Source organism: Streptomyces sp. NPDC021019, from assembly GCF_044333295.1.
Lineage (GTDB): Bacteria > Actinomycetota > Actinomycetes > Streptomycetales > Streptomycetaceae > Streptomyces.
Genome location: NZ_JBIRQR010000001.1, coordinates 540,457 through 566,475 on the forward strand (window position 1 = coordinate 540,457; position 26,019 = coordinate 566,475).

A 26,019-nucleotide genomic window follows, 5' to 3' on the forward strand; every position below is an offset into this window, starting at 1 on the left:
GGTCCAGACCTTGACAGGTCCAGACCAGGCGGGCTTGGGTGGTGGCCCGTCATGTCGGCCTGCCGGGGCGCTCGGTGTGCCGCGCCGAAGGAGTGAGCAGTCCTGAACCGCATCGATCGCATCGTTCGTGCCAAGAGGCTCCTGACCGTCCCGGCGGCCCTGGTCGCCCTCGCCGCCGCTCTCGTGACGGCGGCCCCCGCCGCGTCGGCCGCCACCCCCGCCGACGGTTCCTGCGCGCCGCTCCACAGCGCCTCGGCCGACTACCGTGCCGGGGACACCGTCTCCCATCACGGGCGCAACTGGAGCGCCAAGTGGTGGACGCGGGGCGAGAACCCGGGGGCCGGGTCCGCCTGGTCGGACCGGGGCGCCTGTACGGGAGGGGTGTCCGACTTCGTCATCAGCGAGCAGCGGTTCGACGCGATCTTCCCGGACCGCGACCCCTTCTACACGTACCAGGGCCTGATCGACGCGCTGCACGCCTATCCGCGCTTCGCCAACGTCGGTACGCCGCAGACGCGGGCCCGGGAGGCGGCGGCGTTCCTGACGCACGCGGACTTCGAGTCGGTGGGGCTGAAGTACGTCAAGGAGATCAACGAGGCCAACTACTGGCGCAAGTGCGACGACACCCAGCCCTTCGGCTGCCCGGCGGGGCGCGAGGCGTACTACGGGCGCGGGCCGATCATGTTCAGCTGGAACTTCAACTACAAGGCCGCCGGGGACGCCCTCGGGCTCGACCTGCTGAACGATCCCTGGCTGGTCGAGCGGGACCCGTCCGTCGCCTGGGCCACCGCCCTCTGGTACTGGAACACCCAGAACGGCCCCGGCACCATGACGTCCCACGACGCGATGGTCGGCGGCGCCGGCTTCGGTGAGACGATCCGCTCGCTCAACGGGGCCCTGGAGTGCGACGGCGGCAACCCGGGGTCGGTGGCCGCACGGGTGGAGCGGTACGAGCGCGTCACCGGCATCGTCGGAGTGGCCCCGGGGGCCGGGCTCACCTGCTGAGCCCCTCGGGACTGTCGTCCGGAACCGTCCGCATGCTGGGCGGGCCGGAAGATTTTACCTTCGGTTCCGTTCCCGTTCGCGGGGGCTCCGGACGGACTCCTCCCGCAATAGCGGCTGTTGAGGGCACTCTTGACGCGATCGCCGCGTGCTGCGGCGGCCGAAACCGGTGGGACCGGCACCTTCTTCGAGGATGGTCTAGACCTTGACAGGTCCAGACCATCCTCGCTTGAGTGTCGGCACCCCCACTGCGGCGCAGGCCGGACGTCGCGCCGCGTCCAAGGAGTGTGATCACGTGATCCGACGTGTCATGAGTCTGCTGGTCGCGCTCGCCGCGATCGTCGCGGCGCTCGTCGTTCTTCCCGCCACCACCGCGCAGGCCGCCACCTGCGCCACGGCCTGGAGCTCCTCCTCCGTCTACACGAACGGCGGCGCGGTCTCGTACAACGGCCGCAACTACACCGCGAAGTGGTGGACCCAGAACGAGCGTCCGGGCACGTCGGACGTCTGGGCCGACAAGGGCGCCTGCGGCACCGGCGGCGAGAACCCGGGCGAGAACGGCTTCGTCGTCAGCGAGGCCCAGTTCAACCAGATGTTCCCGAACCGGAACGCCTTCTACACGTACAAGGGCCTCACCGACGCCCTGAGCGCCTTCCCGGCCTTCGCCAACACCGGCAGCGACGAGGTGAAGAAGCGCGAGGCCGCGGCCTTCCTCGCCAACGTCAGCCACGAGACCGGCGGGCTGTTCTACATCAAGGAAGTCAACGAGGCGAACTACCCGCACTACTGCGACACCACGCAGTCGTACGGCTGCCCGGCCGGCCAGGCCGCCTACTACGGCCGCGGCCCGATCCAGCTGAGCTGGAACTTCAACTACAAGGCCGCCGGTGACGCCCTGGGCATCAACCTGCTGGCCAACCCGTACCTGGTGGAGCAGGACCCGGCCGTGGCGTGGAAGACCGGCCTCTGGTACTGGAACACCCAGAACGGCCCCGGCACCATGACCCCGCACAACGCCATCGTCAACAACGCCGGCTTCGGCGAGACGATCCGCTCGATCAACGGCGCCCTGGAGTGCAACGGCGGCAACCCGGCGCAGGTCCAGAGCCGCATCAACAAGTTCACGCAGTTCACCCAGATCCTCGGCACCACCACCGGTCCGAACCTGAGCTGCTGACCGCTCCCACCGCCCCTCACCCGCCCGTGCGGGCTGCGGAGGGACCCCTGAGGACCCCACCCGGAACGGGGGTGCGTCCGGCTCACGCCGGGTGCACCCCCGTTCCGGCGTCCGGATTCAGGTGCGGTTCAGCGCCGTCCGGAGCGTGACCCCGTGGTGCAGGCGCAGTTGGCGCAGCTCCGCGTAGGACAGTGCGGTGACGGAGAGCGGCGGGCCGACGAGGAAGAGGATGCGGAGCAGCACCGGGATGCCGGACATCGGCGGATCGGCGAGCTGGATGACGAAGAGCGTCCACACCAGGAACGGCGAGACCAGCGGGGGCAGTGTCTCGTGGACGTCGGAGAGGCGGAAGACGGTCACGACCGCGAACGCCGTGCCGATGATCAGGAACAGGGCGGCCACGCCGTAGGACGGCAGGAGCACCAGCATGGTCAGCAGCATCGGCACGATGTCGAAGTCCTCGACGGCGGTGCGCCCGATGGCGGGGCTGACCACGAAGGCCAGGTAGTAGACGCCCGCCAGGGTGCCCACGGCCATGAGCGGGCCCGCGATCCGGCTCAGGTAGAGGCCCCGGTGAGCGCCTTCGGCGGCCAGTATGAAGACGAACAGGATCACCGGCACGGCGAAGACCAGGATCGTGGCGGCCAGGGCCAGTTCTTCGAACTTCGCCCGCAGCGGGTCGTCCGCCGTTCCCCAGTAGGCGATGGTGATCCAGATGACGGCGACCGCGCCGACGAGGGAACGGGCCACCTGGAGTGCGGTGATCGTCTCGTCGACGATCCGGTCGGCCCGCTTCGGCTGGAACACCATCAACGCCGCCCGGAGAACCCGCGCGAACAGCTCCTGCCCGTTCATGTATGCCCCCGTGACTCCGTGCGACTCCGCGTGTCTCTCAACGGCCTTTGAACATAGCGAGGTTGATGACCTCTCGCGCACTCACGCCAACTGCGGTTTCACCGACATCAGCAGGTGCCGGTGGACGTCCGTGCCCGCCTGGTCCGTGATCATCGCGCGCTGCCCGGCCCCCATCAGCAGGAGCCGCAGGGACGGCTCCGTGAAGGAGGCCAGGGCGTCCGCCAGATAGCCGGGGTTGAAGGCCACGGTCAGCTCCTCGGCCCCCTCCAGGGTGGCCGGCAGCCGCTGGGACGCCACGTCGTCCTCGTAGCCCGCGCGGAGAGTCACGGAGGCGTCGGAGCGGGCGAAGGCCATCTGCACCGGGCTGTCGCCGTCGGCGACGACGGAGACCCGCTTGACGGCCTCCGTCAGCCGGACCCGGTCCACCACCGCGACCGCCGGGTCCGCCATCGCGAACAGCTTCTCGTGGCGCGGCAGCCGGCCTTCCAGCAGCCGCACCGTGGTCCGCATCCCGGAGTGCTCGAAGCCCGCCGAACCGGCGTCCAGAGCGACCCTCACGAGCCCGGACCGGCCCAGTGAGCGGGCGATCTCGGTGAGGCGGCGGGCGGAGACGATGACGTCGGCGGTCTCGCCGGGCGTGGTCGCCTTCCACGGGAGGGTCCGCACGGCGAAGCGGTACCGGTCGGTCGCGGCGAGCGTCATCGTGTCGCCGTCGAGCCCCACCCGGATCCCGGTGAGCGCGGGCAGCGTGTCGTCGCGCCCCGCGGCCACCGCCACATCGCCCACGGCCGCCGCGAACAGCCCCGCGTCCACCGCGCCCCGGACCTGCGGGAGCGGGGGCAGAGCGGGGTAGTCGTCCAGCGGCAGCACGGAGAGGCCGAACCGGGCCCCGTCGCCCGACACCGTGAACCGCGAGCCCTCCACCGAGCACTCCACGGGTCCTTCGGGCAGCACCTTGCAGATGTCCAGCAGCCGCCGCCCCATGACGAGCACCTTCCCGGGCCGCACGACCTCGGCGTCCACGTCGATGCGCGCGGACGCCTCGTAGTCGAGCCCGGAGATCCTCAGCGGCCCGCCACCTGCCCCGCCCCCGCCCTCGCCCCTGGCCTCCGTGTCCAGCAGCAGCCCGCCCAGCACGGGGACGGGCGAGCGCACGGGCAGCACACGAGCCGCCCAGGACACGGCGTCGGTCAGGGCACTGCGTTCGATACGGAACTCCATGGGAGCCTCTCCTGGCACGTCGAAAGCCGGAGCCGGAGGCCGGCTCCCATGACGACGACGATAGGAGGCACCACTGACAACACGACTGACGATCGGCTCGGGCGGGAGCCGGCGACAGCGACCACCCCCGTGAGCCGCTGCCGCCGAACTCCCCCGTGCCCCGTACGCCCGCGCCCCCTGTTCCGGGGCCGTCCCCCGACGGGCTGGAACACGTTCGGACCTTAGAACGCAGGGTAGGGAGACGGGAGATTCAATGCGCCCAGTGGGGCGGCCACCGGGGTATCGGTCCGCACAGTCAGTCGTGCGGGGCGGTCCACCGGCGCCATGGCCGTGTCGAGGGCGGGGACGGGGAAACAGGTGCGAGCACGGGAGCGTGCGGACGACCTTCTGCTGATGCACCGGCTGGCCCGCACCGGCGGAACCGCCGAGCTGCTGCGCTGGCTGGCTGGGCGGGCCGGCGGCTGGGCCGGGCTCGTCGGCCAGGACGGGACGGTGCTGCACGCGGCGGCCCGTACGGCACGGGCGGTGGTCCCCGACATCGCGGGGCTCGTCGCCGAGGGCGCGAGCGCCCTCACGGAGCGCGCGGCCCGGGCGTACTCCCTCGACACCGGCGCGCACACCGCCCTGCTGTTCCCCCTGAGCGCCGACGACCGCGAGGCCCCCGTGCTCGCCGTCGTCACCCCCCGGCCCGTGGCCGCCGGGCTCGCCACGCTGCTGGCCGACGTGGTCCTGCCGCTCTCCCTGTGCCGGCAGGCCGAGACCCTGGAGCGCAAGCGCCGCCGGGTCGGCCTCGCCGAGTCCCGGGGCCGCGAGGCGGTGTTGCACCTGCTGATGACGGGCCAGCTCTCCATCGCCCAGCAGGTCGCCGGTGCGCTGCGCCCCCGGCTGCCCGATCCGGTACGGGTGTGCGTCGTCGAGTGCTCGGGCGACGGCCGTGACGAGGTGGCCCGGGTCTGCGCGGACGCGGACGGCGCCCGGTCCTGGATCGTGCGATGCCCCGTCTACGCCCGCCACCTCATCCTGGTGATGCCCGCGGAGCAGCCGGAGGAGGGGGCCGTCCCGACCGACGAGGCCGTCGCCGCCCAGGTCGACGACTGCGTCGTGGGCGTCAGCGAACCCGTGCCGCTGGCCGACACCGCGACCGGTTACCGCCAGGCCTTCCACGCCCTGGCCGTCGCCCGCGAACTACCGTCCCGGCACGCCCGGTTCGGCCACTCGCCGGATCCCGCGCTCGTCGTCGGACCGGCGGGACGACAGTGGGCGCACGGCCTGCTGACCCCGCTCCTGACCCATGTGCCGCGCCGCGCGCAGGACCCGGGGGCCCAGGAGCTGGCAGCCACGGCCGGCTCCTGGCTGGCGTTCTCGTCGCACGCGACCGACCACCTCAAGGTCCACCGCAACACCCTGGCCGCCCGGCTGCGGCTCATCGGCGAGCTGCTCGGCCTCGACCTGCACCGGCTCGCCGACCAGGCCGCCCTCGACCTGGCGCTGCGCGTCCGCGCCACCCCCGCCCCGGCGTGCACCCCCGACCCCGCCGCGTACGCCCTCACCGGGTCCGGTACGCGAGAGGCGGCGCGGACGCTCGACGAGATCCTGCGCCGCCCCGCCGTACGGCACTGGGCCGACCAGCAACTGGCCCCCGTCGTCGGGGCCGAGGAGACCCTGCGCACCTGGCTGCGCTGCGAGGGCCGCCTGGGCCCGGCCGCCGCCGAGCTGGGCATCAGCGTGCCCGGCACCCGCAAACGCCTCACCCGGCTCGAAACGGTCCTCCAGCGCTCCCTGCTCCGGCCTCCGAGCGCCCGCTACGACCTGTGGCTGGCGCTCAGGGCCCGGGACCTGGGTGCGGCGGCCTGAGGGAGGTCCCGGCTTATGCCCGCGGCCGACTCACTGCTCTCCGGCGGCGGGCCGTCGCACCTCGAAGTGGAAACATCCGTACTCCAGTGCCCTGACGTGTACGAGCACCACGTCCGGATCGTTGAAGGCGTCGTCGAAGGCCGCGTCGAAGCCGGCCGTGGCGTCGGCCGGGATCTCCAGGAGGCGGCCGCCCGCGATGTGGCCCCGGGCGTCGTAGCGGCGCACGGTACGCAGGGCCCCCGGGCGGGCGAAGGGGTAGCCCTCGCCAGGGGTGAACCCGCCGCAGTCGTCGGCATGGATGAAGACCGGACCCTGTTCGTCGTAGGCACCCGGGTCTGCGCCGCTCAGGGCGGACCAGCGGCGCAGAGGGGCGTAAGAGACAAGGGCTATCCGCTCGCCGAGCGTGATGGGGCGCAGGCAGCAGCGCAGCGGGGAGCCCGCGTCGTCGCCGGTCGCGACGTACGGGGCGCAGGGGCGGCCCGCGTCGTCGAGGACCCGCAGTTCCTTCAGGACGGCCGGGTCGACAGGGAGCACGGTGTAGGTGGTCATGAGCCCATGCTGAAGCGGCGCACGGGCGGTCGCTGGCAGAAAACGGACGTCGCGTTGGTGCGCGCCCACGCGGAAGACCGGCGGTCGTCACTCGGCGCACCACGAGCCGCGCCGCCGCCCCTGCGCCACCTCACGCCCGAGCGGGGTCAGTGCGTGCACAACCTCGCAGCCCCTGCGCGTACTGGTGACGAGCCGCGCCTTGCGCAGCACCGACGCGTGCTTGCTCGCGCTCGCGATCGACACACCGATCCGCACGGCCAGCTCCCCCGTCGAGCACGGTGAGGACAGAGCGCACAGGGCCATGGCCCTGGTGCGGCCCAGAAGTTCGGGCAGGCCGTCGAGGCCGTCGAGGCTGCCCGCGCAGTCGGAGCGACGGCTCGCGGGGTAGACCAGAACCGGTGGGAGGCCGGGGTCGATGAGCGTGATGGGACGTCCCGTGCAGAAGAAGGACGGGATCAGCGCGATACCGCGGCCGCGCAGGTGGAGGTCGCCGTCGCGCGGATAGTCGGCGACCAGCGTCGGCGGCTCCCAGCGGATGCAGGGCGACAGTGTGCTCAGGAGCCGTTCGGCGCCCCCTTCCAGCAGATCCCGGCTGTGGTGCGCGCGGTGGTTGTGCACCGCGTCGTCGATCAGTTGCCGTTGTGGGGCGAGGAGTTCGCTGAAGTAGACGGTAAGGGCGGTGTCGAGCTCCTGCCGGGCAGCGCGGTCACCTTCCGCGAGCCGCCGGAGCCGGTCGGGCGGCTTCCGCTGCGTGCAGCATGCGGCCAGATCGGCGCGCACGCGTTCCGTCGGCGTGGCGATAATCAGGTCACGGGCTATCTCCATTCCGCCTCTGTGGGGTGGGGTCAGAAAGTCGGGGAATTTCCCCCGGGCCGGCACCAGCGTGGTGAGCAGGCGGATCGGCTCTCTCAGATCGCTTCTGGCCAGCCGTCCGCGGACGTGCTCCAGCCACGGCGCGTGGTCGGGGGCGGGGCGCGGGGCCTGGAGTGCGTGCAGGCTGGTGACCAGTTCCCACATGGGGTCGGGTCGGGGAGCCACCGTGATGCGTGTCAGGTCGTCTGCTGTGAAATGGATACGGAGTTCCATGGATCCCCCGAATGAATACATCCGTTTGCCGTGCGATGAAAACCCTTGGCCCCGTCTGCACGGGCTTCTTCATCATCGGTGGAGAAGCTCCTAAAGGAGCGATGCAGAACCCAAGACCGACCAGATGGGGGAAAACGCGCATGCGGCAGTTTCAGAGAACCATCAAGAGGACATCGATGGCCGCCACGGCGCTCGCCACCGGCGCCGTACTCACGTTGGGCGGATCGGCCACCGCGGTGGAGGCGGCAGCCTCGATCCACGGCTGCCCGTCCGGGGCGGTCTGTCTGTATCCCAACGCGAGCTGGAACGGCGACCGGCCGAGCCACGCGTTCTACTCGTACGGGACCCACAGGATCTACGACCAGATCGGCATGAAGCGCTGGTTCAACAACCAGACCGGCGGTGCCAAGGCGTACCGGTGCACGGGCTCCAACGGCACCGGCTGCGGGGGCAACCAGGCGGCCGGCACGTACTACGACTACGACTTCACGCCGATCAACTCCGTGAAGCTGGCTCCGTGACGGAGTCGCGCATTCCGTAAGCGGCCTGCCTCCTGGCGTGGGGGTGATGCACGCCAGGAGGCAGGCCGCCGGGGCGGTGGTGCCGGGCTGTCAACCCGTCCAGCTGAGGAACGCGGACCAGGCGTCCGGCGCGACGGCGAAGGCGGGACCTTCGGGCACCTTGGAGTCACGGATGTGGACGGCGTGGGGGCAGGTGGCCACCTCGATGCAGTCGCCGCGGCTGGAGCTGCTGTAGGAGGACTTGTGCCAGTCGTAGGCGACCTCGATGCAGTTGCCGCCGCTGCCGCTGCTGTAGCTCGACGTGAACCATCGGAGGGTGCTGCTCATTCCACTACTCCTGCCAACCGCTTGATGAGGTCCAGCGATTCACGAGGACCCAGGGCCTGTGACCGGATCTTCGCATAGCGCTGGGCATACGTGCTTACCTTTGTGGGGTCGCTGATGAGCAGGCTCTCGTCCTGTGGCTCCAGGTAGACGAGATGCTCATGCGTCGGCGTCTCCAGCAGGTTGATCTCGCCGCGATCACCGGCGTACTCCCCGTACTTACCGGAGTCCAGCGGCAGCACCAGCAGCGTGACATTGCGGCGGCGGGCACACTCCACGAGGTGGAGGAGCTGCTCCCGCATGATCTCCTCGCTGCCGATGACCCGGCGCAGGGCGGCCTCGTCGATGATGATCTCGATCATCGGGAGGGGCTCCCGGTCGAAGAGGGCCTTGCGTTCCATCCGCAGCTGGACCAGCTCCTCCACGCGCTGGTCGGAGAGCGGCGGATATGAGCCGCCGATCAGCGCACGCGCGTACGCCTCCGTCTGGAACAGCCCGTGGATGACGTTCGTCGCGAACAGCTGAAGGCTCAGCGCCGCTTGCTCCAGCAGCGCGTAGTCCTGGAACTGGAGCGGATACCTCTCCATCCGCATGTACCGCCGCGCGCTCTCGAACATGGCGGCCCCGTTGCCGAACACCCGTCCCAGCTCGACCAGCATCGCGTCGCTCGCGGGCTGCGCGCACGTCTCCATGGCGCTCACGGCCGCTGCCGAGTAGCCCAGCTCCAGGCCGAGCTGTTCCTGTGTCCACCCCCGCTGGATACGCATCGTCCGGGCCACTTCCGCCACCATGAGGGCCATCGGGCTCGCGGTCTGCTTGTTCTCAGCACTCGCCATTACGCGATCTCTTTTCGACTCAACCGAACTCAACCGGTCATTACTCGAAGTCGTTGAATTCCACCCCACTTCACAGAAGTTCGAGCAGGTCAACGGCTGTACGACGCACCTCGGCAGGTACGGAGAACGCTAGGTGATCGGGGTCACAATCGTCTCGTGAACGCACTCAATGGTGGGCTGAGGGACGAGTGGATTCCGGACTCCGGATTTCACCTGCGCAAGGCGGGCGTGCAATTCGACGCCGTCCGCGTGGACGGCGACGACGGGCGGCGGCTGGCCGACCTGATGGAGGAGTTGGTCGGTGGTGAACCGGGGCCCGTCGTCACCGAGTCGAACGGGCGGCGCGGGGTGTACTTCCTCGTGCCGGCGGGCTCGACGGCCGGGCGGCCGTGGCCGCGCGTGGTGACGACGTTCAACGGGGCCACGGGACGGATCAGTTACGTCCCCGTACCCGCTCTGGGGGGTGACACCTGGCCGCTGGCGTGGCGGTACCCGCCCACGCGCGCGGGAAGGTTCGTGCACACGTTGATTCTGTTCAACGCGGCTTACTCGTTACTGAGTTGAGCGACCCAGGTACGTCACGGGTCCCGCGTCCGGAACCGCGATCCCGTGGAAGCCGACGCGGTCGTAGAAGGCGCGGGCCCGGGCGTTGACGGTGAGCACCCCCAAGTGGACTGCCTTGACGCCCTGTTCGTGCAGGGCGCCCAGAAAGGCGCCCATGAGCCGTCGCCCGTGCCCGGACCTCTGATGGCCCGGGAGCAGGTCGATGTGCAGGTGGGCCGGATAGTCGGCCAGCTCCGGCACGATCATGCGCTCGGGGTCGTGCATCAGGGCGGTCATCCGCTCGGTGGGGGTCGCGGGTTCGTGTACGGGGGCCGGGTGGCGCTCGGCGAGGCCGGGGAGCCATTCGGCGCGATAGCGGTCGACGAAGGACGCGGTGTCCGCCGTACCGAGGATGTACCCGACCGCACGCCCGCCGTCCTCGACCACGAACGCCAACTCCGGCTCCAGGGCGGCGTAGGGCGCGGCGAAGATGTTCGGCAGCAGGTCCGGGTCCGGGTAGAGGTGGCGGGCGTCCCCGCCCTCGTGCCCCGTGCGTACGCAGATGTCGAAGAGGGCCTCGCGGTCCTCGGGGCGGTACGGGCGCAGCACGGGCGACGGAGAAGTCATGCGCGGGATCTTGCAGGTGCGGGAGCGCTCCCGCAAGTGGTTCCGCTCCCTCCACTCCCGGCGCCGATGCCGCTTGTGCCGCTTCTGGCCGGTTCCGGTCGGCTCTGCGGGTTCCCCATCTCACCGACGGCGGGGAGGCTTGACACAAAAGTGCATGATCGTGCAACCTTCTGGTCGTCCGTCAACTCCTGCCGCGCTGTCGGGGGATGTTGTTGCTTGCGCGATCAATGACCTGGAGGTCGGCGCATGGCTGAACCCGTGAAGATCAAGATCTGGTCCGACTACGTCTGCCCCTTCTGCATGCTGGCCGAAGGTCCGCTCGAAGAGGCCATCAAGGACGTCGGTGTCGAGGTGGACGTCGAGTGGATGCCCTTCGAGCTGCGCCCCCACCCCCAGCCCACCCTGCGTCCGGAGGACGAGTACCTGCCCAGCATCTGGGAACGGGCCGTCTACCCCATGGCCCGTCGGCTGGGCGTCGACATCACGCTCCCCGCCGTCTCTCCCCAGCCGTACACGGCTCTCGCCTTCGAGGGCTATCAGTACGCGGCCGAGCACGGCCTGGGGACCGCCTACAACCAGCGGATGTTCCGCGCCTTCTTCCAGGAGAACCAGGACCTGGGAGAGATCGACGTCCTCGTCGCCCTGGCCGGCGAGGTCGGCCTGGACGAGGCCGGTTTCCGGGCCGCACTGGCGGACGGCACCTATCGCGCGCGGCACCAGGAGGCCCTGCGGGAGGCGGCGGCCCACCGGGTGCAGTCCGTTCCCACCATGCTCGTCGGCGACACCCGGATCGAGGGAGTTCCACGCCCGGCCCAGTTGCGCAAGGCGATCCTGGACGCCCAGGCACAGCAGGCGGAGGGCGACGTGTACGGCGCCTCCTGCGGCATCGACGGGAGCTGCTGAGATGCCCGCCACGCGTCCCGCCCGGCACCCCGCCGTCCATCCCGCGCTCAAAGCCTGCCGGTTCGCGGGGCTGGAGCTGTGCAACAGATACGCCGTCGCCCCCATGACCCGGGTCTCCGCGACCGAGGACGGCCGGGCCACCCAGGATATGGCCGCGTACTACACGGCGTACGCCGAGGGCGGCTTCGGGCTCCTGATCACCGAAGGGACCTACACCGACCGGGCCTTCAGCCAGGGCTACCTGCACCAGCCGGGCATCACGGACGAGGCGCAGGCCGCCGCCTGGCGGCCTGTCGTCGAGAGGGCGCATGCCGCCGGCGCGCGGGTCGTCCTCCAGCTGATGCACGCCGGGGCCGTTTCGCAGGGCAACCGGTTCCGCGACCGGGCCGCCGGCCCCTCGGCGGTACGGCCGCTGGGCGGACAACTGGCCAAGTACCGGGGTGACGGCCCTTGGCCCGTGCCGATGGAGATGACCCGCCGACAGATCGCCGAAGCCGTCGACGGCTTCGCCGCCGCCGCGGTCCGCGCCCGCGGCGTCGGCTTCGACGGGGTGGAGATCCACGCCGCCAACGGCTATCTGCTCGACCAGTTCCTGACCCCGCACACCAATCTGCGCACCGACGAGTACGGCGGGGGAGTCGGGGAACGCCTCCGGCTCGTGCGGGAGGTGACGGCCGCGGTCAGAGCCGCGGCCGGGCCCGGGTTCCCGGTCGGCGTCCGGTTCTCACAGGGGAAGATCAACGATCCCGCCTGGCGGTGGCCGGGTGGGGACGCCGAAGCGGAAGCGGTCTTCACGGCGGCCGCCGCGGCCGGGGCCGACTATCTGCATCTCGCGGGAAGCGGCCGGGACTGGTTCCCGGAAGGGCGGACGCTGCCCGCGCTCGCCCGGTCGGTCACCGGACTTCCTGTGATCGCCAACGGCGGGCTGCACCAGGAGGCCGTGGCGCGGCGCGTGCTGGACGAGGGGCACGCCGACGTCCTGGCCGTCGGCACGGGCGCGCTGGCCAACCCCGACCTGCCGCGCAGGGTGGCCGCGGGGACGGTCCAGGCCGCGTTCGACCCCCGGCTGCTGGAGCCGCTGGCGACCCTGGACAACGCCCGTGCGCACGCGCACGCTTGACAGTGGTTACATGCACATGCAAGATTAGTTCCCGCAGGGCAAGTTACCGGCGGAGCATTATGGAAACCATTCGCTTGCATGTGCAGGCAAATGGGCGAACGTCATGATCGACGCAGGGCAACTCGGGAGACGAACTGCTGATGGGTACACACGAAAGCGAACTGCTGGGCTACGCCCACGAGGCGGTCCGGATCAGCCGCGAGCACGTCGCGCAGGGCGGTATCCCCTTCTCCGGCTTGGTCGTGGGCAGTGGGCGGATTCTGGGGACGGGCTTCAACCGGGTCCGCGAGGACAATGACCCGACCGCCCACGCCGAGGTCGTCGCCCTCAGGGAAGCCGCTGCCAAGTACGGGATCCACGCCGTGGCCGGCGCCACCCTGTTCGCCTCCGGAGAGCCCTGCGCCCTGTGCTATCTGGCGGCCCGGTTCGCCGGCATCGGTCACATCGTGCACGCCGCGGACCGCAGGACCGCCGCCCGGTACGGCTTCGACTACACGAGCTCGTACGCCGTCTTCGCCGAGGACCCGGAGAAGTGGCCCATCGAGGTCACCGCGCTGCAACTCCCCGAGGCCGAGCAGCCGTTCCAGGACTTCCTCACCAGAAGTCGCTCCCCGCGCTAGCCACCGGACCTCCACCGCGCGGCATCGCCGCCCGGCGCCGATGACTCCACTCACCCGCACTTCCCGCTCACCCGCACTTCCCGTTCATCCGCAAGGCCCGTCATCCCGTTCATTCACCGCACGGAAGGACCTCCCATGCACTGGCTCTACCTCGCCATCGCCGTCGCCTTCGAGATCTTGGTCGCCATCGCCGCCGGAAAGGCCGAGGGCTTCAAGAACCGCAAGTGGACCGGCATCACGCTGGCCAGCGGCGCCGCCGCGACCTTCTTCCTCAGCAAGGCGCTGCTGACCTTCGACGTCGGCGTGGGCTACGCCCTGTGGACGTCTGTCGCGGGCGTCGGTATCACCATCCTCGGAGCGCTGTTCTTCGGTCAGCGTCTGAACGCGAACAAGGCGATCGGCATTCTCCTCGTCATCGGTGGCGTCGTCGGCCTCCAGCTGAGCGGCTCTGCCTGAGGCCTGGGGCCTGAGCCCGGAGCCCGGAGCCAGACTCCCGGCCCTGTACGCGCCGTACGCATCGCGCGCCCCGCGCACCCCGCAACCATCTGACGCCTTCCCTGAGAGAGGACTCACCTCCCATGTCCAACGAAGCCAAGAGCTCCACCAACGCCTGGCTCTCGCTCCTGCTCGCCGGAGTCTTCGAGATCGGTTACGCGCTCGCCGTCGGCGGCAGCGAGGGCTTCACCGTTCTGACCTGGTCCCTGGTCGCGGTGGTGTTCTTCCTGCTGACGCTCTACGCACTGAGTCTCGCCCTCCGCACGATCGACGTGAGCATCGGCTACGCCGTCTGGGCGGGGATCGGCGCGGTCGGAGCCGCGGTTCTCGGCCCGCTCTTCTTCGACGAGACCCTCACCCTGGCCAAGGGCATCTGGCTGGCCGTCATCATCGTCGGGGTCATCTGGCTGAAGCTCGCCGACCGCACGAAGCCCGAGGCGGCCCCCGCGCCCCGCTCCGAGCAGATCGCGGACCGGCCCAGTGCGGTCCAGGTCTGACGTCCCCCCCCGCCGGTATGCCGCAGGCGCCCGCCGCCCCTTCACGAGGGGGCCGCGGGCGCCTGCGGCGTCACTTCGCCGTTCTGCCGCCGTCCACCGCGAGGGCGGATCCGGTGGTGAAGGACGAGGCGTCGGAGCAGAGCCAGGCTGCGGCGCGGGCGATCTCGGTCGGGTCGGCGAGGCGCTGCTGGATCGCCTTGCCGCCGAAGCCGGCGCTCGCGGAGGGGCCGGCCGCCAGGACGCCGTCCATCATCTCCGTGTCGGTGCTGCCCACCACGAGCGCGTTGACGCGGATGCCGTGCTCGCCGTACTCGGCGGCCGCCGCCCTGGTCAGCCCGATGACCGCGTGCTTCGCGGCCACGTAGGGCGCGGACGCGGAGGTGGCGCGCACGCCCGCGACGCTTGAGGTGTTGACGACGGAACCGGCCCCGCCCGGCAGCATGGCGGGTATCTGGGCGCGCAGACAGTTCCACACGCCGCGCACGTTCACGTCCATGGTGCGGTCGAAGACGTCGTCGGGGAGTTCGTGCAGGACGGTCCCGGCGCTGACGTAACCGGCGTTGTTGAACGCGCAGTCGAGCCTGCCGAACCGGGCGACCGCCAAGGCCACGGCCTCCTCCATGTCCGCCTGGAGAGTGACGTCGCCCGGCACGGCCACCGCCCGGCCGCCGTCCTTCCTTATGCGCTCGGCCACCTCCTCGACCAGCCGGGCCCTGCGGGCCACGAGTACGACGGCGGCCCCCTCGTCGGCGAAGTGCCGGGCCGCCGCGGCGCCGATGCCGCTGGAGGCGCCGGTGATCAGCGCCACCTTCCCTTGCAGCAGGTGCCCACCCGGCGTCACGCGCACCGGGCCGGGCCGGCCGCGGACAGAGGCGATCTCCAGAACGTCTCCGAGCTCATCTCCCGGTCGATCCGGTGCAGCAGCTCGTCGTCGAGCGCGTCGAGACCGCTGATCACGTGGCGTACGCCCGCCTCCCGCATCAGAGCGCGCTGGTGGCTGTGGACGAAGGAGGAGGGACGGCCGACGAAGGCGGTGCCGAGTTCGCGGGCCACCTCGGCGACCCGGGCGACGTCGTCCACGAAGAGGGACTCGCCGGGGCGGAGCCCGAACACGTCCTCGGATATCTCCTTGAGGCCGGGGCGGATGTCGTTCGTGCAGACGTAGCCGGGCCCGTCGAACAGGTCCGCGTAGCCTCCCAGATGGCGGTCGAAGTGGTCCTTGCCCAGACCCCCGTAGCAGACCGTGCGCAGGCCCGCGCGCCGCAGTCGCAGGAGCAGGTCACGCGCGCCCGGCGTGATCGTGACCGGGTGGCGGTCGAGGTGGGCGGCGCGGTCCTCGAAGTACGCGGCGAGCGCCTCCTCACCCGTCATGCCGCCGCCCACGGCGGCCGCCAGCAGCCGGCCGGCGATGTGCTGCGGCTGGGAGAAGATCGATCGCTCCAACTCGGCGGAGTACGTACCGCCTCTGCTGACGATGAAGTGGTGGATCACCGGGCTGAAGGTGTCGTTGAGCAGGACACCGTCGATGTTCAGGGCGGCCAGGCGCAGGGAGATCATGCGGCTCCGTAGATGATCGTCGTGGACGTTCGGTACAGGCAGAGCAGGCACAACAGCCAGGGCGGTCAGGTCAGGTCAGGGCAGAGCAGGGCGGGACTGGGCAGGGCGCGCGGGCGGTCCGGCGGTCAGGGCATCATCGCGGCGCCCCGGGCCGGGGCCGCTTCGGCGCGGGCGATCACGGCCGGGACCGCGATGCCCGGGAGTAGCAGGTTCCACATCTGCTGGGTGCGCTCGGGGAGGTCCCTGCGACCGCTGACGACGTTGGAGTACATCTGCATCCCGGTACAGGCGGAGATCACGAACTCCGCGACCACGATCGATTCGATCCCCGGCTGCAACTCGCCGCGCTCCCGGGCCTCGTCGAGACAAGAGCTCATGATCCCGCGGAACTTCTCGTACGGGTCGGAGTTGAGGGAGTCGCCGATGGAGGACTGCTCGTTCGTCAGTCGCACGCCGGCCCGGAGCAGCGGGTCGCGCTGCAACTGCCACGACCACACCAGGGTGAGGTCGATGAGCCGCTGCAGTCCGCTGGCGGCGATCAGCGGGACGAGGGTGTCCGGCTGGCTGTTCATCACCGCCCTGGCCAGGTCCTCCTTGGAGCCGAAGTGGAAGTAGAGCGCCCCCGCCGTCACTCCGGCGCGCTTGAGGATGCGCGTGATGCTGGCCCCCGCGTACCCGTACTCGTCGAAGACCTCCGCCGCTGCGAGCAGGAGTGCTCGACGGGTCTGTTCTGCCCGCTCTTGCTTCAGTGCCATGCCTCTCACCTTCCCAAAAAGAATGCTCCTTATGTTATCTGAGTGAACAGCGGTTCGGGCAAGTCCGTTTCGGTACGCTTGAGTTGCGTAAAGCAACAAATCGCCCCAAGTGAGTTTTCCTCGATCGCCCCCCTTGACGTGTCAAAAAAAAAGAAACATTATTTTTTGAGCCGGGCACACGGAGTTGGCGTCGGACGCCTCTGCGTAGTCGCTCGCTCAATCAACCGATCTTGGGGGGCCAAGTTGTCTGTTTCCGTTCGGAACCGTGAGGCGAGACCAGTCCAGCGGCGGCAGGTGCACCAGTGGCAGGTGCACAAACTTCGGAGAGAGGAAGTCCTGCTCACGTCGTGGGCCGAGCCGGAGCCGGGACGCTATGAAGTCACCGCGCGCTGGCCGCGGGGGCACGCCTTCTACCGTCCGTCGGGGGGCTCGTACGACCCGATGCTGATCGCCGAGAGCGTGCGCCAGACCGTCCCCCTGCTGTCCCACGCCGTGCACGACGTCCCGCGGGAGTACAAGCAGGCGTGGGAGGAGTTCAGCTTCACGGTGGAGCCGTCGGCGTCGCTGGTGACCACCGTCGAGGAAGAGGTGCGCCTCGCGGTGTCCTGCCCGGACGTGGTCCGCCGCGGCACCAGGTTCGCCGGTATGACGATGCGCGTCGACATCCACCTGGGGGAGCGGCTGATGGGCACCGCGCTCACCCGCTTCAACAACCAGCCCGCGGCCATATACCGGCGGCTGCGAGGGAGTTACGCGGACACCGAGCAGGCGATCGCCGCCTGCCTCCCGGCGGGCCCGCCCGTGGAGCCGCACCGGGTGGACCGGGACTCCCCGGCCGACGTGGTGCTCTCACCGGCTCCGGGCATGGGGCCGGGCCGCTGGATGTTACGGGTGGACCCCGGGCATCCGGTGCTGTTCGACCACGCCGTCGATCACGTGCCCGGGATGCTTCTCCTCGAAGCCGCCCGGCAGGCCGCGCACGCCGCCGGCGACGGCGCGTCGACCGTCACCGGGATGCGCACGGACTTCGCGCGGTACGTCGAACTCGACGCCCCCGCCGTCGTCGTGGTCGGCGATCCCGTTCCCGACGGCACCGGCCGCAGCCGCGTACACGTGTCGGTCGAGCAGCACGGCGTCCGCGTCTTCACCTCCGAGGTGACCGTCCAGGGGCCGACCGGCCTGTAGGGCATGTCCGGTCTGTGGGGCGTGGCGTGTGCGTCCGCACCACGCGACGCGGCGGGCTGCCGGTACCCCTTCCGTGAGGGGATACCGGCCGCCCGCCGGCGGTCGTCAGCCCGGCACCGGCACCGGCACCGGCTCCGGCACCGGCATCGGCTCCGGAAGCTCCTCGTGCACCGTGACCGCGACGTGCACCGAGGCCGGGACCGCGAAGCTGGCCTCGTACCCGGGAGGCGCGAGCAGCTGCCGCACCCGCCAGCCGAGCGGCTGGCCGGTGAGATCCAGCCGGTTCATGACGGCGGCCATGCCCTGCCCCGTCGCCTTGGCCATGGCCTCCTTGCGGGTCCACAGGCGGGCGAAGTCCCGGACGAGTTCGTCTTCCGGGCGACCGCCCAACCACTGCTGTTCCTTCGGATGGAGGAACGGCAGGTACCCGGCGACGGACTCCGGGGTCGGCCAGGACTCGATGTCGATGCCGATGGTGGCCTCGGCGACCGCGATGGCGACGTGGTCCCCGCTGTGCGACATCGAGAACTCCGGTGGCTCGCCGTAGGGGTCCGGGTCGCGGATGGCCGGTCTACCGTGCGCCCCGCCGCAGCCGGGGCACGGCTGCCGCAGGAAGCCGACGTTCCTGGGGGAGCACCCGAGCGAGGATCCGAGAACGCTCCGCAACGCCCAGTGGGCGAAGGCGTAGGCATCCCGGCCCGTCTGCTGCGGTATCGAGGCCAGTCGGCTCCGTTCCTTCTCGTCCAGCCAGTCGGGCGGGTCCTCGCCGGGCGTGAGGAGCTGTCCGGCCGGGGCCCGGACGATCCAGACGCCGACCGGATCGAGGACTTCTCCCGGAGGCGCGTCGGACCACTTGAGGTCGTGTGTCATGTCGATACGGCTCCTGATGCGGCGGGGACCCGGCCGGCCCCCGCCACGGGTCGGATCAGGCGGTTGCGGCGAGCAGCGGCCACGGGCCGGTCGTGGCGTACTGCTCCAGGTCCTCGGAGGCGAGATAGCGCCGGAACCCCGGCACCTGCTCCGCCGGGCGGAGCGCTCCGCGGTACAGCACCATGCCGCGCACACCCGTCCCGTCGTCGTGCCAGCACACGAGTGGGAGGTGGTACTCCGGCGTGTCGCAGGTCTCCTGCACGGCGGCTTGGTAGCCGTACGCGGGCAGCAGGCTCATCGGGCCGCCCCCATGGCCGCCCCCATGGCCGCGGTCGGGGCCGCGCTCCCGGCCGCACCCTCGGGGCGGACGCCGAACAGGGCTCCGTAGTCGGTGATCCGCGAGGCCGCCTCGCTTCCGCCCGCGGCGTGCAGCGCGTGCCAGAACAGCACCTGGTTCGCGGTGAGCACGGGGAACCCGAGCCGCTCCTCCAGGCCCGCGATGGTGCCGACGGCGCGGATGCCGTTGCCGGCGACGAGCACCGCCTGCGGCCGCTGCGGTGCGACGGTGGTCTCGATCCACTTCACCAGCGCCTCCGGGGTGATCAGCTTCTGGTTGCTGGGCAGGCCGCAGGGGGCGTGGTGGACCACGTCGAACCCCCGCTCGCCGAAGTACGACGCGCCCAGCGCCGACAACTCGTCGTCGAACCAGGGCGGGTTGACGAGGGCGATCCGCTCGGCGCCCAGGGCGTGGAAGCCGGCCGCGGCGGCGTGCGTCGTGCCGGTGAGCGGAATGCCGCGGGTCCGCTCGGCCAGCCGCTCGAACAGCTTCTGCTCGCCGTCGGCGCCCAGGACGTAGGCGGAGCTGGTGAATCCCAGGGCGATGGAGTCCAGCGGGGAGGCGGCGAGCAGCTCGACGGCGTCGTCGATGAAGGGCGGGTCGATGAAGGCGCGCACCGGGTCGTGCGGGATCTTCGGGTCCATCTCCCCACCGGGGCGCATCGCGCCGAAGTGGACGCGTGAACCGTGGATGAAGACATCGCTCGGCGCCATCGCCTGAAGCTCGGACTCCGGCCCGACGTCCGCGTGCGGAACGACGACGCCGACGCGGGCGACCGCGCCCCAGCCGTCCTCGCGGGCCTGGAACTGCGTCATGGGGTGCTTCTCCTCTTCTGCCGTTCTTCTGTTGTGGCTGCTGTGGCTGCTGTGGTGTCGGCTGTGCCTGTCGTGTGCGCTGTGCCGTTGCGGGCGGGGGCGCGGATCAGGCCGCTTCGTCGGCGAGTGAGCCGCCGCTGACGGTGCCGGTGCCGTCCTCGTCCAGGAACTTCGGGTGCTTGCGGCGCATCGTGGCCATCACGAACGCGTACGGGACGTCGTCGAAGTCGCCGTGGTCGGTGAGGAACTCCATGCTCTGCCGCCCCTGCGCGTCGAAAGGGTGGTAGAGGCTGTCGGAACGGCCGTCGAACTCCAGAGGGGTCATGCCGTACAGCCGGCACAGGAGCTTGTTGAAGACCGGGGTCACCTGGAGCCAGCGGCCTTCGAGATACACGGTGGCCAGGCCGTGGAAGAAGACGTCGCCGCCGATGTAGGAGCGCAGCCGGTCGGAGGCGAGGTGGTTGCGGACGTCGCTGTAGTGCAGCCGCGCGGGGATGCCCACGGCGCGGCAGCAGGCGGCGTACAGGACGGACTTGTGCAGGCAGAAGCCCTTGCCGCCGGCGATGATGCTGGACGCCCGGAGGCCCTCGGGCGACAGGTCGGCGCCGTAGACCTCGTAGTGGATGCCGTCGCGCACCGCGTAGTAGAGGGCGACGGCGAGGTCGACCTGGGAGGCGGTCTCGCGGTCGGTCCCGTCCAGGGCCTTGTCGACGAAGGCTCTGACGCTCGCGTGCTCGTGGTCGAGGAAGTCGGTGGCCGCCGTGAGGCGGGTGAGGTCGTCGGCGCCCGGCTGCGCGGCCGCGGCGTCGGCGGTCTGCTGCTCGGACTGGGTGGGTGCCAGGGTGTCGGTCATGCGGATGCCTCTCGTCACAGGCCCATCAGGGCGGCGATGCAGTTGCGCTGGATCTCGTTGGTGCCGGAGTAGATGGAGCCGGCGGTGGCGTTGCGCAGCTCGCGCTCGATGCCCGTGCCGGTCAGATAGCCGCGGGCGCCGAAGATCTGGATGGCGTGCTGGGCGGTGAGCTGGTTGGCCTCGCTGACCACGATCTTGGTGGCGGCCACGTCCAGTGAGGCGTCCTTGCCCTGCTCGACCTTCGAGCCGGTGTCGTACAGCCACTTGCGGGCCGTCTCGACGGCGATCCTCATGTCCGCGATCTTGTGGGCGACGGCCTGGTTCTTGCCGATGGCACTGCCGAACTGCTGCCGGGTCGTGGCGTGTTCGACCACGCGCTTGAGGCGGTGGGTCATCTCGCCGAGGTTCACGGCGAAGGAGAAGAGGACCTCCCGCTTCATCACGTGGTCCATGATCAGGAAGCCGGCGCCCTCGCTGCCCAGCCGGTTGCCGACGGGCAGCCGTACGTCCTCCAGCGTGACCTCGCTGATCGGGGAGGTGCGCAGCCCCATCGTCTCCAGCGGCTCGCCGACCGTGAGGCCCGGGGTGTCGCGCTCGGCGAGGAAGGTGCTCAGCCCGAAGGCGCCCGGCTTGCCGGTGCGGACGTAGAGCAGGAAGAGGTCGGCCACGGGGGCGTTGGTGATGAACATCTTGCCGCCGTTGAGGACGTATGCGTCGCCCTCGCGGACGGCGGTGGTCCGGATGTTCATCACGTCCGAGCCGTGGCTCGGTTCGGTGATGGCGTGCGCGGTGATGGCTTCGCCGGAGGTGACACGCGGCAGATAGCGCCCGCGCAGCTCCTCGGAGCCGAACGCCTGGAGCGGGATGCCTACGCTGACGATCTGCGTGGACGCCGAGAAGTTGAGGCCGGCGTCCCGGCTGGTGTGGCCGAGGCCCTCCAGCGCCGCCATGGTCTCGGTGAGGGTCCGGCCGGCGCCGCCGTACTCCGGGGCGAAGGGGAGGGTGAAGAGGCCGGACCGTTGCAGCGGCTTCCACTTGTCGTGCGGGAACTCGCCGATCCGGTCCCAGTGGGTGACGTCGTCGTTCAGCTCGTCGGCGTAGGGCGCTGTGATGCCGTACGTGTCCGGGGCCTTGCCTGCTGCCATGGGTGTTTCGCCTTGCCTTTCGCTGGGGGCCGGGGCCCGGGTGCGGGGCCGCGCCGTCGCGGCCCCGCACCCGGCTGTGCGGATCAGTAGCGGGAGAAGCCGTCCTCGGAGAGCGAGTGCTTCTCGTCGCCACGCAGCGCCGGGCTGAAGACGGAGACGAGGAGAAGGTCCTCGTCGTCGGAGGCGATCAGGTGGTGGGCGTCGTTCTTGTCCAGGGCGTAGATGGTCCCGGTCGTGATCTTGTGGTGGTCGCCGTCCACGGTGACGACCTCGCCCGAGCCGCCTATGCAGTAGCAGGCCTCCAGGTGGCCGAGGTACTGCAGCGCGCTCGACGTGCCCTGGCGGACCAGCGTTTCGCAGACGGTGAAGCCCATTCCGTCGGCCTCGGTGAGCAGGCGGTGGCTGGTGCCGCTGCCCCACTCGATCGCGGGGACGTCGGAGAGAGAACGGACGATCATGGAAGTACTCCTGTCATCGTTGTTTTCTGGACGTGTGTGCAGCTGGTGCGATGCGTGTGGGGGGTTCGAGGGGCACGCGCGGGCAGGCCTGGCGCGGTTCGTGGGGGGCGTGGAGGGTTTAGCGCGTGGGGAGGGGGGGAGGGCTGTCAGACCGCGGCCGGAGCGGCCTGGCTGACGAAGCCGCGGATGTCCGCGAGCGTGCGGTAGGCGGCCGGCTCCAGCGGGATGTCGTCGACGGGGATGCTGTACGTCTCGGATATCCAGGAGATGAGGCGGACGAGCCCGAGGCTGTTCACGACGGTGCTCTCGATGAGGTCGAAGTCGTCGGTCAGGTCCTCGGCGTCCTCACCGGCGAGGAACTCGTCGACGATGTAGGCGCGGATCGGGTCGTTGGTGACGGTGCTCATCAAACGTCTCCGTTCAGTTGGGTCTTCTTGATCGAGTTGCGGTCCGGTTTGCCGGTCGCGGTCTTCGGCAGCGGGGTGCAGGCGAGCCCCACCGAGCTGGGCACGGCGTGCCGCGGCAGGTGCTTCGCCGCGTACGCCCGCAGACCCAGTGAGCTGAGGGAAGTGCCGTCCCGGCGCACCACTTCGGCGTGCAGCCGGGTGCCGGCCTCGGGGCAGGGCAGGGCGACGACGGCGGCCTCGACGACGTCGGGATGCGCTCCGAGGACGGTCTCGACCTCCAGGGTGTTGGTGCGCACGCCGCGCACCTTGACCTGGAAGTCGGTACGGCCCTGGAGGAAGTAGCGGCCGTCGGCGTCGCGGTGGACGACGTCGCCGGTGCGGTAGAACATGGCGCCGCCGCCGCGCGGGTCGGGCATGAACGCGTGGGCGTTGCGGGCCTGTTCCAGATATCCGCAGGTCTGGAAGGGAGTGTGCACCAGCAGTTCGCCGGTGCCGGGCCCGCGCAGGACCTCGGTGCCTTCGGGCCCCTCGATCAGCAGCACGGCGTCGGTGCCGTCGATCGGGGCGCCGATGGGCAGCGGGTGCGCGTACGCGGCCGGATCGATGTCCTGGATGAAGCTGTCGTTGGTCTCCGTACAGCCGAAGACGTTGTGGAAGCGGGCGGCCGGGCAGGCGGCGAACGTGTCCCGCAGCCCCTGCTCGGAGACGGCCTCCCCGGTGAACACGACCGTGCGGACCGTCGGATAGCGGGCGTCGTCCGCGGCCAGGAGCCGGTGCAGCAGCGGAACCCCCTGGACCAGGGTCACCTCGTTGCTCAGGGTGAGTTCGCGCAGATATCCGGCGTCCCCGCTGGCTCCGGCGTCGGCCAGGACGACGGTGCCGCCGGCCCCCAGCACGGTCCAGACGTCGAGCAGGGCCAGGTCGAAGTTGAGCGGCGAGAAGCTCAGCGAGCGGGTGTCGGCGTCGATCCCGAACTTCGTCGTGGCCCAGTCGCCGAAGCGGTCGAAGGCCTCGGTGCGGACCGGGACGAGCTTGGGTACGCCGGTGGACCCGGAGGTGGTGAGGGTCAGCAGCGACTCCTCGGGGTCGGGGGCGCTGAAGCCGTCCGACAGTGTGGGGTCGGTCTCCTCCCGCGCCAGGGTCACACCGCCGCCGGGAACCGCGACGGCCGACAGCGGGCCGTGGGCCTGGGCGGTGAGCGTGGACAGGGCGGCGGCGCCCAGGGCGGGCGACGGGACCAGGGTGTTGACCCCCTGACGCCAGGCCGCCAGCAGCAGCGCGACGGTCTCCGGCGACTTGTGGGCCGGAACGCACAGGGCGCGGACGGATCCGAAGCCCGCGCCGTCGAGGTCCGCGGCGGCGAAGTGGGTCAGCCGGTCGAGTTCCGCGTAGGTGACCCGCCGGCCGGCGGAGACGAGCGCGGTGCTGTCGGGCTTTTCCTGCACGTGTCTGGTGAGTGCCTGCAACAGGCGAAGCGAAGGCAACGGTCCCCCTAGGTGGATGCGCAGTCTGGCTACGAGAGAGAACCTACGGCCTTCTACTTGCATGGTCAAGCAAGTAAATCAGTGGATAGAGTGATCCAGGTCACAGCCCCCCGGGTCCTGGAAAAGAACCCCGAACATGCAAAAACGGCGGGACGCCCGGTCGTCCGGACGTGTCCCGCCGTCTGTCGTGGTCTGGTCAGGCGGCGCTGCGCAGCGCCTGTACCGCGCGGGCGAGCTGGTCGTCGGCGCTCGCGGTGTTGAGGGCCGAGCTGAGGACGTCGGCGTAGGTGGCGCGGGCGTCCTGGTAGTGCTTGCGGCCCTCGTCGGTGATGACGGCGAAGACGCCGCGCTTGTCGTCGGCGCAGTTGTCCTTGTAGGCGTAGCCGGCGCTGTCCAGCCGTCCCACCAGCCGGGTTACGGAGCTCTGGCCCAGGCCGATGTGGTCCGCGAGCTCCTGCATGCGGCATTCGCCGTTCTCGGCCTGGGTGAGCGCCTCCAGGGCGCGGTACTCGGAGAGGCCGACGCCGTAGCGGCGCTGCAGGGTGTGCGCGAGCTGACGCTCCACGAAGGCGTGCAGGCCGAGGACGGCCTCCCACATGGTCTGGTCGGAGGCGGCGCGCGGCTGCTTGTGGATCGTCATGGAACGGCTCCCCTTCTCGACTGCGATGAACAACAAGATACATGCCCATGCAATCAAATGGGGAGTGGCTGTGCTCAGGAAAGGGCCCCGACCCCTGTATAGTTGTTGGAGCAAGTAAAAAGTCAGTCGCTCGTGCCCCCCAGGGTGCTGCACGCGTAAGCGGCCGAGACGAGCGTCATGTGCCGGTGCCAGCCGGGGTAGGAGCGGCCCTCGAAGTCGAGGAGTCCGAAGTCCTGGCCCATGCGCTCGATCGAACTCCGCGCCCCCTGGGGCGAACGGGCCAGCTCCAGCAGTTCGGCCGGATGGCGGTCGGTGATGTTCGTCAGCCAGATCCGGCCCGGACGCCCGCTGCTCGCGTCCCACTCGGCCATCAGCCGGCCCGCCCCGCGGCTGCGCTCGCCGTCCGGACGGAGTCCGTGTACGGGTGTGTCGTGCGAGATGACCTGCCGGCCCGCCCCCGCCGGGTGCCGTACGCCCCGGCGCAGCAGCAGGCCCCGGGCCGACTCCCTGTCTCCTGGAGGCAGTTCGGGGCCGTCGAGAGTGGTCTGGCCCGGGATGGCGAGGATGAAGGCGTGGTCGCCGCCCTGGAGTCGCCGCGCCAGTGGCGCGACGTCGCACAGGGCCGTCAGGTCGGCCACCACCGGCGCCGTCCGCCCGTTCGACCATGACGTCATCTCCTGGACCAGGCGCAGGGCGTGGTCCCACAGCGGCTGGGTCCCCGTCGTCGCGGGGATCTTCGCCCGGTCGCGTACAGCTTCGTCGTGGGTGAACCGGGGAGGCAGGAAGAGGCGCCAGTCGACGGGGACGTGCGTCTGCCCGGCGTCGAGGAAGAGGCCCAGTCCTAGCTGGCAGTTGACGGTGCGTCCCGACTCCGGCAGGAAGCGCTGGTGCACCCCGGCCGAGCAGTTGCCGCGCTTGGGCAGGACCGCCGGCGCCAGCGTCCAGGCCCGCACCGGCAGCGACCGGGCGGCCCAGCGGGCCAGCTCGCCGCGTGCCGGGGCCCATTCCCACGGGCTGGCGTTGACGAACTGGTGCAGCGAGGTCGACGCCGCCTCCGAGCCGGTCACGACGGCCGCCATCCGGCGCACCGTCTTCTTTCCGTCCGTCCGGAGCAGCCCCTGGAGGTACACCCGCCCCCAGCGCTGCTGGTCGGACCGGTGTAAGTGGCCGAACAGGAGCCGGGACAGATCGCCCGGCGGTCGGCCCGCCGCCATGTCGGGCGTCTCGTGCGTCGTCGTCACTGAAGGTCCCCTCCCAGGTGAGCGTCGCTGAGCAGACTAACA

31 protein-coding genes are annotated in these 26,019 nt (G+C 70.5%); 11 read left to right on the forward strand and 20 right to left on the reverse strand.

Annotated features, from left to right (window positions below):
- Positions 1–120 precede the first annotated feature (120 nt).
- Positions 121–1,005: a glycoside hydrolase family 19 protein gene (locus tag ACH4RG_RS02470; protein ID WP_398539383.1), complete on the forward strand. Its 885-nt coding sequence runs from the start codon at positions 121–123 to the stop codon at positions 1,003–1,005.
- Between the two features lie 292 nt (positions 1,006–1,297).
- Positions 1,298–2,179: a glycoside hydrolase family 19 protein gene (locus ACH4RG_RS02475; protein WP_397918411.1), complete on the forward strand. Its 882-nt coding sequence runs from the start codon at positions 1,298–1,300 to the stop codon at positions 2,177–2,179.
- A 117-nt stretch (positions 2,180–2,296) separates the two neighbouring features.
- On the opposite strand, the gene ACH4RG_RS02480 is transcribed toward ACH4RG_RS02475, so the two are convergent.
- On the reverse strand, positions 2,297–3,034 hold the full coding sequence (locus ACH4RG_RS02480; protein ID WP_398538992.1) for a hypothetical protein: 738 nt from the start codon (positions 3,032–3,034) through the stop codon (positions 2,297–2,299).
- Positions 3,035–3,115: 81 nt separating this feature from the next.
- Positions 3,116–4,255 carry a DNA polymerase III subunit beta gene (gene dnaN / locus ACH4RG_RS02485; protein ID WP_398538993.1) on the reverse strand — a complete coding sequence of 380 codons (1,140 nt, stop codon included), beginning with the start codon at positions 4,253–4,255 and terminating at the stop codon, positions 3,116–3,118.
- Positions 4,256–4,648: 393 nt separating this feature from the next.
- On the opposite strand from dnaN, the gene ACH4RG_RS02490 reads away from it, so the two are divergent.
- Positions 4,649–6,109 (forward strand): helix-turn-helix domain-containing protein, encoded by a 1,461-nt coding sequence (locus ACH4RG_RS02490; protein ID WP_398162362.1) that lies wholly within the window; start codon positions 4,649–4,651, stop codon positions 6,107–6,109.
- Between the two features lie 30 nt (positions 6,110–6,139).
- Here the strand turns inward: ACH4RG_RS02490 and ACH4RG_RS02495 are convergent, their stop codons facing one another.
- Complete coding sequence (locus ACH4RG_RS02495) at positions 6,140–6,658, reverse strand: DUF1203 domain-containing protein (RefSeq protein WP_398538994.1); 519 nt, start codon at positions 6,656–6,658, stop codon at positions 6,140–6,142.
- Between the two features lie 87 nt (positions 6,659–6,745).
- Positions 6,746–7,744, reverse strand: coding sequence for a transcriptional regulator (locus ACH4RG_RS02500; protein WP_397918407.1), 999 nt, complete (start codon positions 7,742–7,744; stop codon positions 6,746–6,748).
- A gap of 140 nt (positions 7,745–7,884) precedes the next feature.
- Between ACH4RG_RS02500 and ACH4RG_RS02505 the strand changes: the two genes are divergently transcribed.
- Positions 7,885–8,265: a hypothetical protein gene (locus ACH4RG_RS02505; protein WP_398161925.1), complete on the forward strand. Its 381-nt coding sequence runs from the start codon at positions 7,885–7,887 to the stop codon at positions 8,263–8,265.
- Between the two features lie 90 nt (positions 8,266–8,355).
- Here the strand turns inward: ACH4RG_RS02505 and ACH4RG_RS02510 are convergent, their stop codons facing one another.
- Both ACH4RG_RS02510 and ACH4RG_RS02515 read right to left on the reverse strand, forming a co-directional pair.
- Positions 8,356–8,592, reverse strand: coding sequence for a DUF397 domain-containing protein (locus tag ACH4RG_RS02510; RefSeq protein WP_398538995.1), 237 nt, complete (start codon positions 8,590–8,592; stop codon positions 8,356–8,358).
- Entirely contained in the window at positions 8,589–9,425 is an 837-nt protein-coding gene (locus tag ACH4RG_RS02515) for a helix-turn-helix domain-containing protein (RefSeq protein ID WP_398538996.1), read from the reverse strand. Before ACH4RG_RS02515 ends, ACH4RG_RS02510 begins: the two co-directional genes overlap by 4 nt.
- Positions 9,426–9,581: 156 nt before the next feature.
- Here ACH4RG_RS02515 and ACH4RG_RS02520 point away from each other — a divergent pair, with 156 nt between their 5' ends.
- The gene (locus ACH4RG_RS02520) at positions 9,582–9,989 is read left to right on the forward strand and encodes a hypothetical protein (RefSeq protein ID WP_397918403.1); all 408 of its coding nucleotides are present in this window, start codon (positions 9,582–9,584) and stop codon (positions 9,987–9,989) included.
- Here the strand turns inward: ACH4RG_RS02520 and ACH4RG_RS02525 are convergent.
- A complete protein-coding gene (locus ACH4RG_RS02525; protein ID WP_397927476.1) occupies positions 9,978–10,595 on the reverse strand; it encodes a GNAT family N-acetyltransferase in 618 nt (205 codons plus the stop codon). The genes ACH4RG_RS02520 and ACH4RG_RS02525 overlap by 12 nt on opposite strands.
- 246 nt (positions 10,596–10,841) lie before the next feature.
- Here ACH4RG_RS02525 and ACH4RG_RS02530 point away from each other — a divergent pair, with 246 nt between their 5' ends.
- The 5 genes from ACH4RG_RS02530 to ACH4RG_RS02550 all read left to right on the forward strand — a co-directional run bounded on the left by ACH4RG_RS02530 (position 10,842) and on the right by ACH4RG_RS02550 (position 14,230).
- On the forward strand, positions 10,842–11,498 hold the full coding sequence (locus ACH4RG_RS02530; RefSeq protein ID WP_398538997.1) for a DsbA family protein: 657 nt from the start codon (positions 10,842–10,844) through the stop codon (positions 11,496–11,498).
- Position 11,499: 1 nt separating this feature from the next.
- Positions 11,500–12,618 (forward strand): tRNA-dihydrouridine synthase, encoded by a 1,119-nt coding sequence (locus ACH4RG_RS02535; protein ID WP_398538998.1) that lies wholly within the window; start codon positions 11,500–11,502, stop codon positions 12,616–12,618.
- A 140-nt stretch (positions 12,619–12,758) separates the two neighbouring features.
- Positions 12,759–13,238, forward strand: coding sequence for a nucleoside deaminase (locus tag ACH4RG_RS02540; protein ID WP_397918399.1), 480 nt, complete (start codon positions 12,759–12,761; stop codon positions 13,236–13,238).
- A 135-nt stretch (positions 13,239–13,373) separates the two neighbouring features.
- Positions 13,374–13,694, forward strand: a complete 321-nt coding sequence (locus ACH4RG_RS02545) for a DMT family transporter (RefSeq protein WP_397918398.1) — start codon at positions 13,374–13,376, stop codon at positions 13,692–13,694.
- Between the two features lie 122 nt (positions 13,695–13,816).
- Positions 13,817–14,230, forward strand: coding sequence for a DMT family transporter (locus ACH4RG_RS02550; protein ID WP_397918397.1), 414 nt, complete (start codon positions 13,817–13,819; stop codon positions 14,228–14,230).
- 70 nt (positions 14,231–14,300) lie between these two features.
- On the opposite strand, the gene ACH4RG_RS02555 is transcribed toward ACH4RG_RS02550, so the two are convergent.
- From ACH4RG_RS02555 to ACH4RG_RS02565, 3 genes are all read right to left on the reverse strand, one after another.
- Positions 14,301–15,071, reverse strand: a complete 771-nt coding sequence (locus tag ACH4RG_RS02555) for an SDR family NAD(P)-dependent oxidoreductase (RefSeq protein ID WP_397918396.1) — start codon at positions 15,069–15,071, stop codon at positions 14,301–14,303.
- Positions 15,068–15,787: an HAD family phosphatase gene (locus ACH4RG_RS02560; RefSeq protein ID WP_397918395.1), complete on the reverse strand. Its 720-nt coding sequence runs from the start codon at positions 15,785–15,787 to the stop codon at positions 15,068–15,070. The genes ACH4RG_RS02555 and ACH4RG_RS02560 overlap by 4 nt, the downstream gene beginning before the upstream one ends.
- Positions 15,788–15,912: 125 nt before the next feature.
- A complete protein-coding gene (locus tag ACH4RG_RS02565; protein ID WP_397918394.1) occupies positions 15,913–16,542 on the reverse strand; it encodes a ScbR family autoregulator-binding transcription factor in 630 nt (209 codons plus the stop codon).
- Positions 16,543–16,836: 294 nt separating this feature from the next.
- On the opposite strand from ACH4RG_RS02565, the gene ACH4RG_RS02570 reads away from it, so the two are divergent.
- Positions 16,837–17,727, forward strand: coding sequence for a ScbA/BarX family gamma-butyrolactone biosynthesis protein (locus ACH4RG_RS02570; RefSeq protein WP_397918393.1), 891 nt, complete (start codon positions 16,837–16,839; stop codon positions 17,725–17,727).
- Positions 17,728–17,832: 105 nt separating this feature from the next.
- Here the strand turns inward: ACH4RG_RS02570 and ACH4RG_RS02575 are convergent, their stop codons facing one another.
- The 10 genes from ACH4RG_RS02575 to ACH4RG_RS02620 form a co-directional block, all read right to left on the reverse strand.
- Positions 17,833–18,597 carry a 4'-phosphopantetheinyl transferase family protein gene (locus tag ACH4RG_RS02575; RefSeq protein WP_397918392.1) on the reverse strand — a complete coding sequence of 255 codons (765 nt, stop codon included), beginning with the start codon at positions 18,595–18,597 and terminating at the stop codon, positions 17,833–17,835.
- Positions 18,598–18,652: 55 nt separating this feature from the next.
- Positions 18,653–18,895 carry a DUF6253 family protein gene (locus ACH4RG_RS02580; RefSeq protein WP_050362454.1) on the reverse strand — a complete coding sequence of 81 codons (243 nt, stop codon included), beginning with the start codon at positions 18,893–18,895 and terminating at the stop codon, positions 18,653–18,655.
- Positions 18,892–19,749, reverse strand: coding sequence for a maleate cis-trans isomerase (locus tag ACH4RG_RS02585; protein WP_397918391.1), 858 nt, complete (start codon positions 19,747–19,749; stop codon positions 18,892–18,894). The genes ACH4RG_RS02580 and ACH4RG_RS02585 overlap by 4 nt, the downstream gene beginning before the upstream one ends.
- A 106-nt stretch (positions 19,750–19,855) precedes the next feature.
- The gene (locus ACH4RG_RS02590; RefSeq protein ID WP_397918390.1) at positions 19,856–20,602 is read right to left on the reverse strand and encodes a transglutaminase family protein; all 747 of its coding nucleotides are present in this window, start codon (positions 20,600–20,602) and stop codon (positions 19,856–19,858) included.
- 14 nt (positions 20,603–20,616) lie between these two features.
- A complete protein-coding gene (locus ACH4RG_RS02595) occupies positions 20,617–21,747 on the reverse strand; it encodes an acyl-CoA dehydrogenase family protein (protein ID WP_397918389.1) in 1,131 nt (376 codons plus the stop codon).
- An 83-nt stretch (positions 21,748–21,830) separates the two neighbouring features.
- The gene (locus tag ACH4RG_RS02600; RefSeq protein ID WP_265600325.1) at positions 21,831–22,205 is read right to left on the reverse strand and encodes an ectoine synthase; all 375 of its coding nucleotides are present in this window, start codon (positions 22,203–22,205) and stop codon (positions 21,831–21,833) included.
- Positions 22,206–22,351: 146 nt separating this feature from the next.
- Complete coding sequence (locus tag ACH4RG_RS02605) at positions 22,352–22,612, reverse strand: acyl carrier protein (protein WP_397918388.1); 261 nt, start codon at positions 22,610–22,612, stop codon at positions 22,352–22,354.
- Positions 22,612–24,057, reverse strand: a complete 1,446-nt coding sequence (locus tag ACH4RG_RS02610; protein ID WP_397918387.1) for an AMP-binding protein — start codon at positions 24,055–24,057, stop codon at positions 22,612–22,614. Before ACH4RG_RS02610 ends, ACH4RG_RS02605 begins: the two co-directional genes overlap by 1 nt.
- A gap of 235 nt (positions 24,058–24,292) precedes the next feature.
- The gene (locus ACH4RG_RS02615) at positions 24,293–24,736 is read right to left on the reverse strand and encodes a MarR family winged helix-turn-helix transcriptional regulator (RefSeq protein WP_007452970.1); all 444 of its coding nucleotides are present in this window, start codon (positions 24,734–24,736) and stop codon (positions 24,293–24,295) included.
- Positions 24,737–24,858: 122 nt separating this feature from the next.
- Positions 24,859–25,977, reverse strand: a complete 1,119-nt coding sequence (locus ACH4RG_RS02620) for an IS701 family transposase (RefSeq protein WP_397918386.1) — start codon at positions 25,975–25,977, stop codon at positions 24,859–24,861.
- Positions 25,978–26,019: the final 42 nt, after the last annotated feature.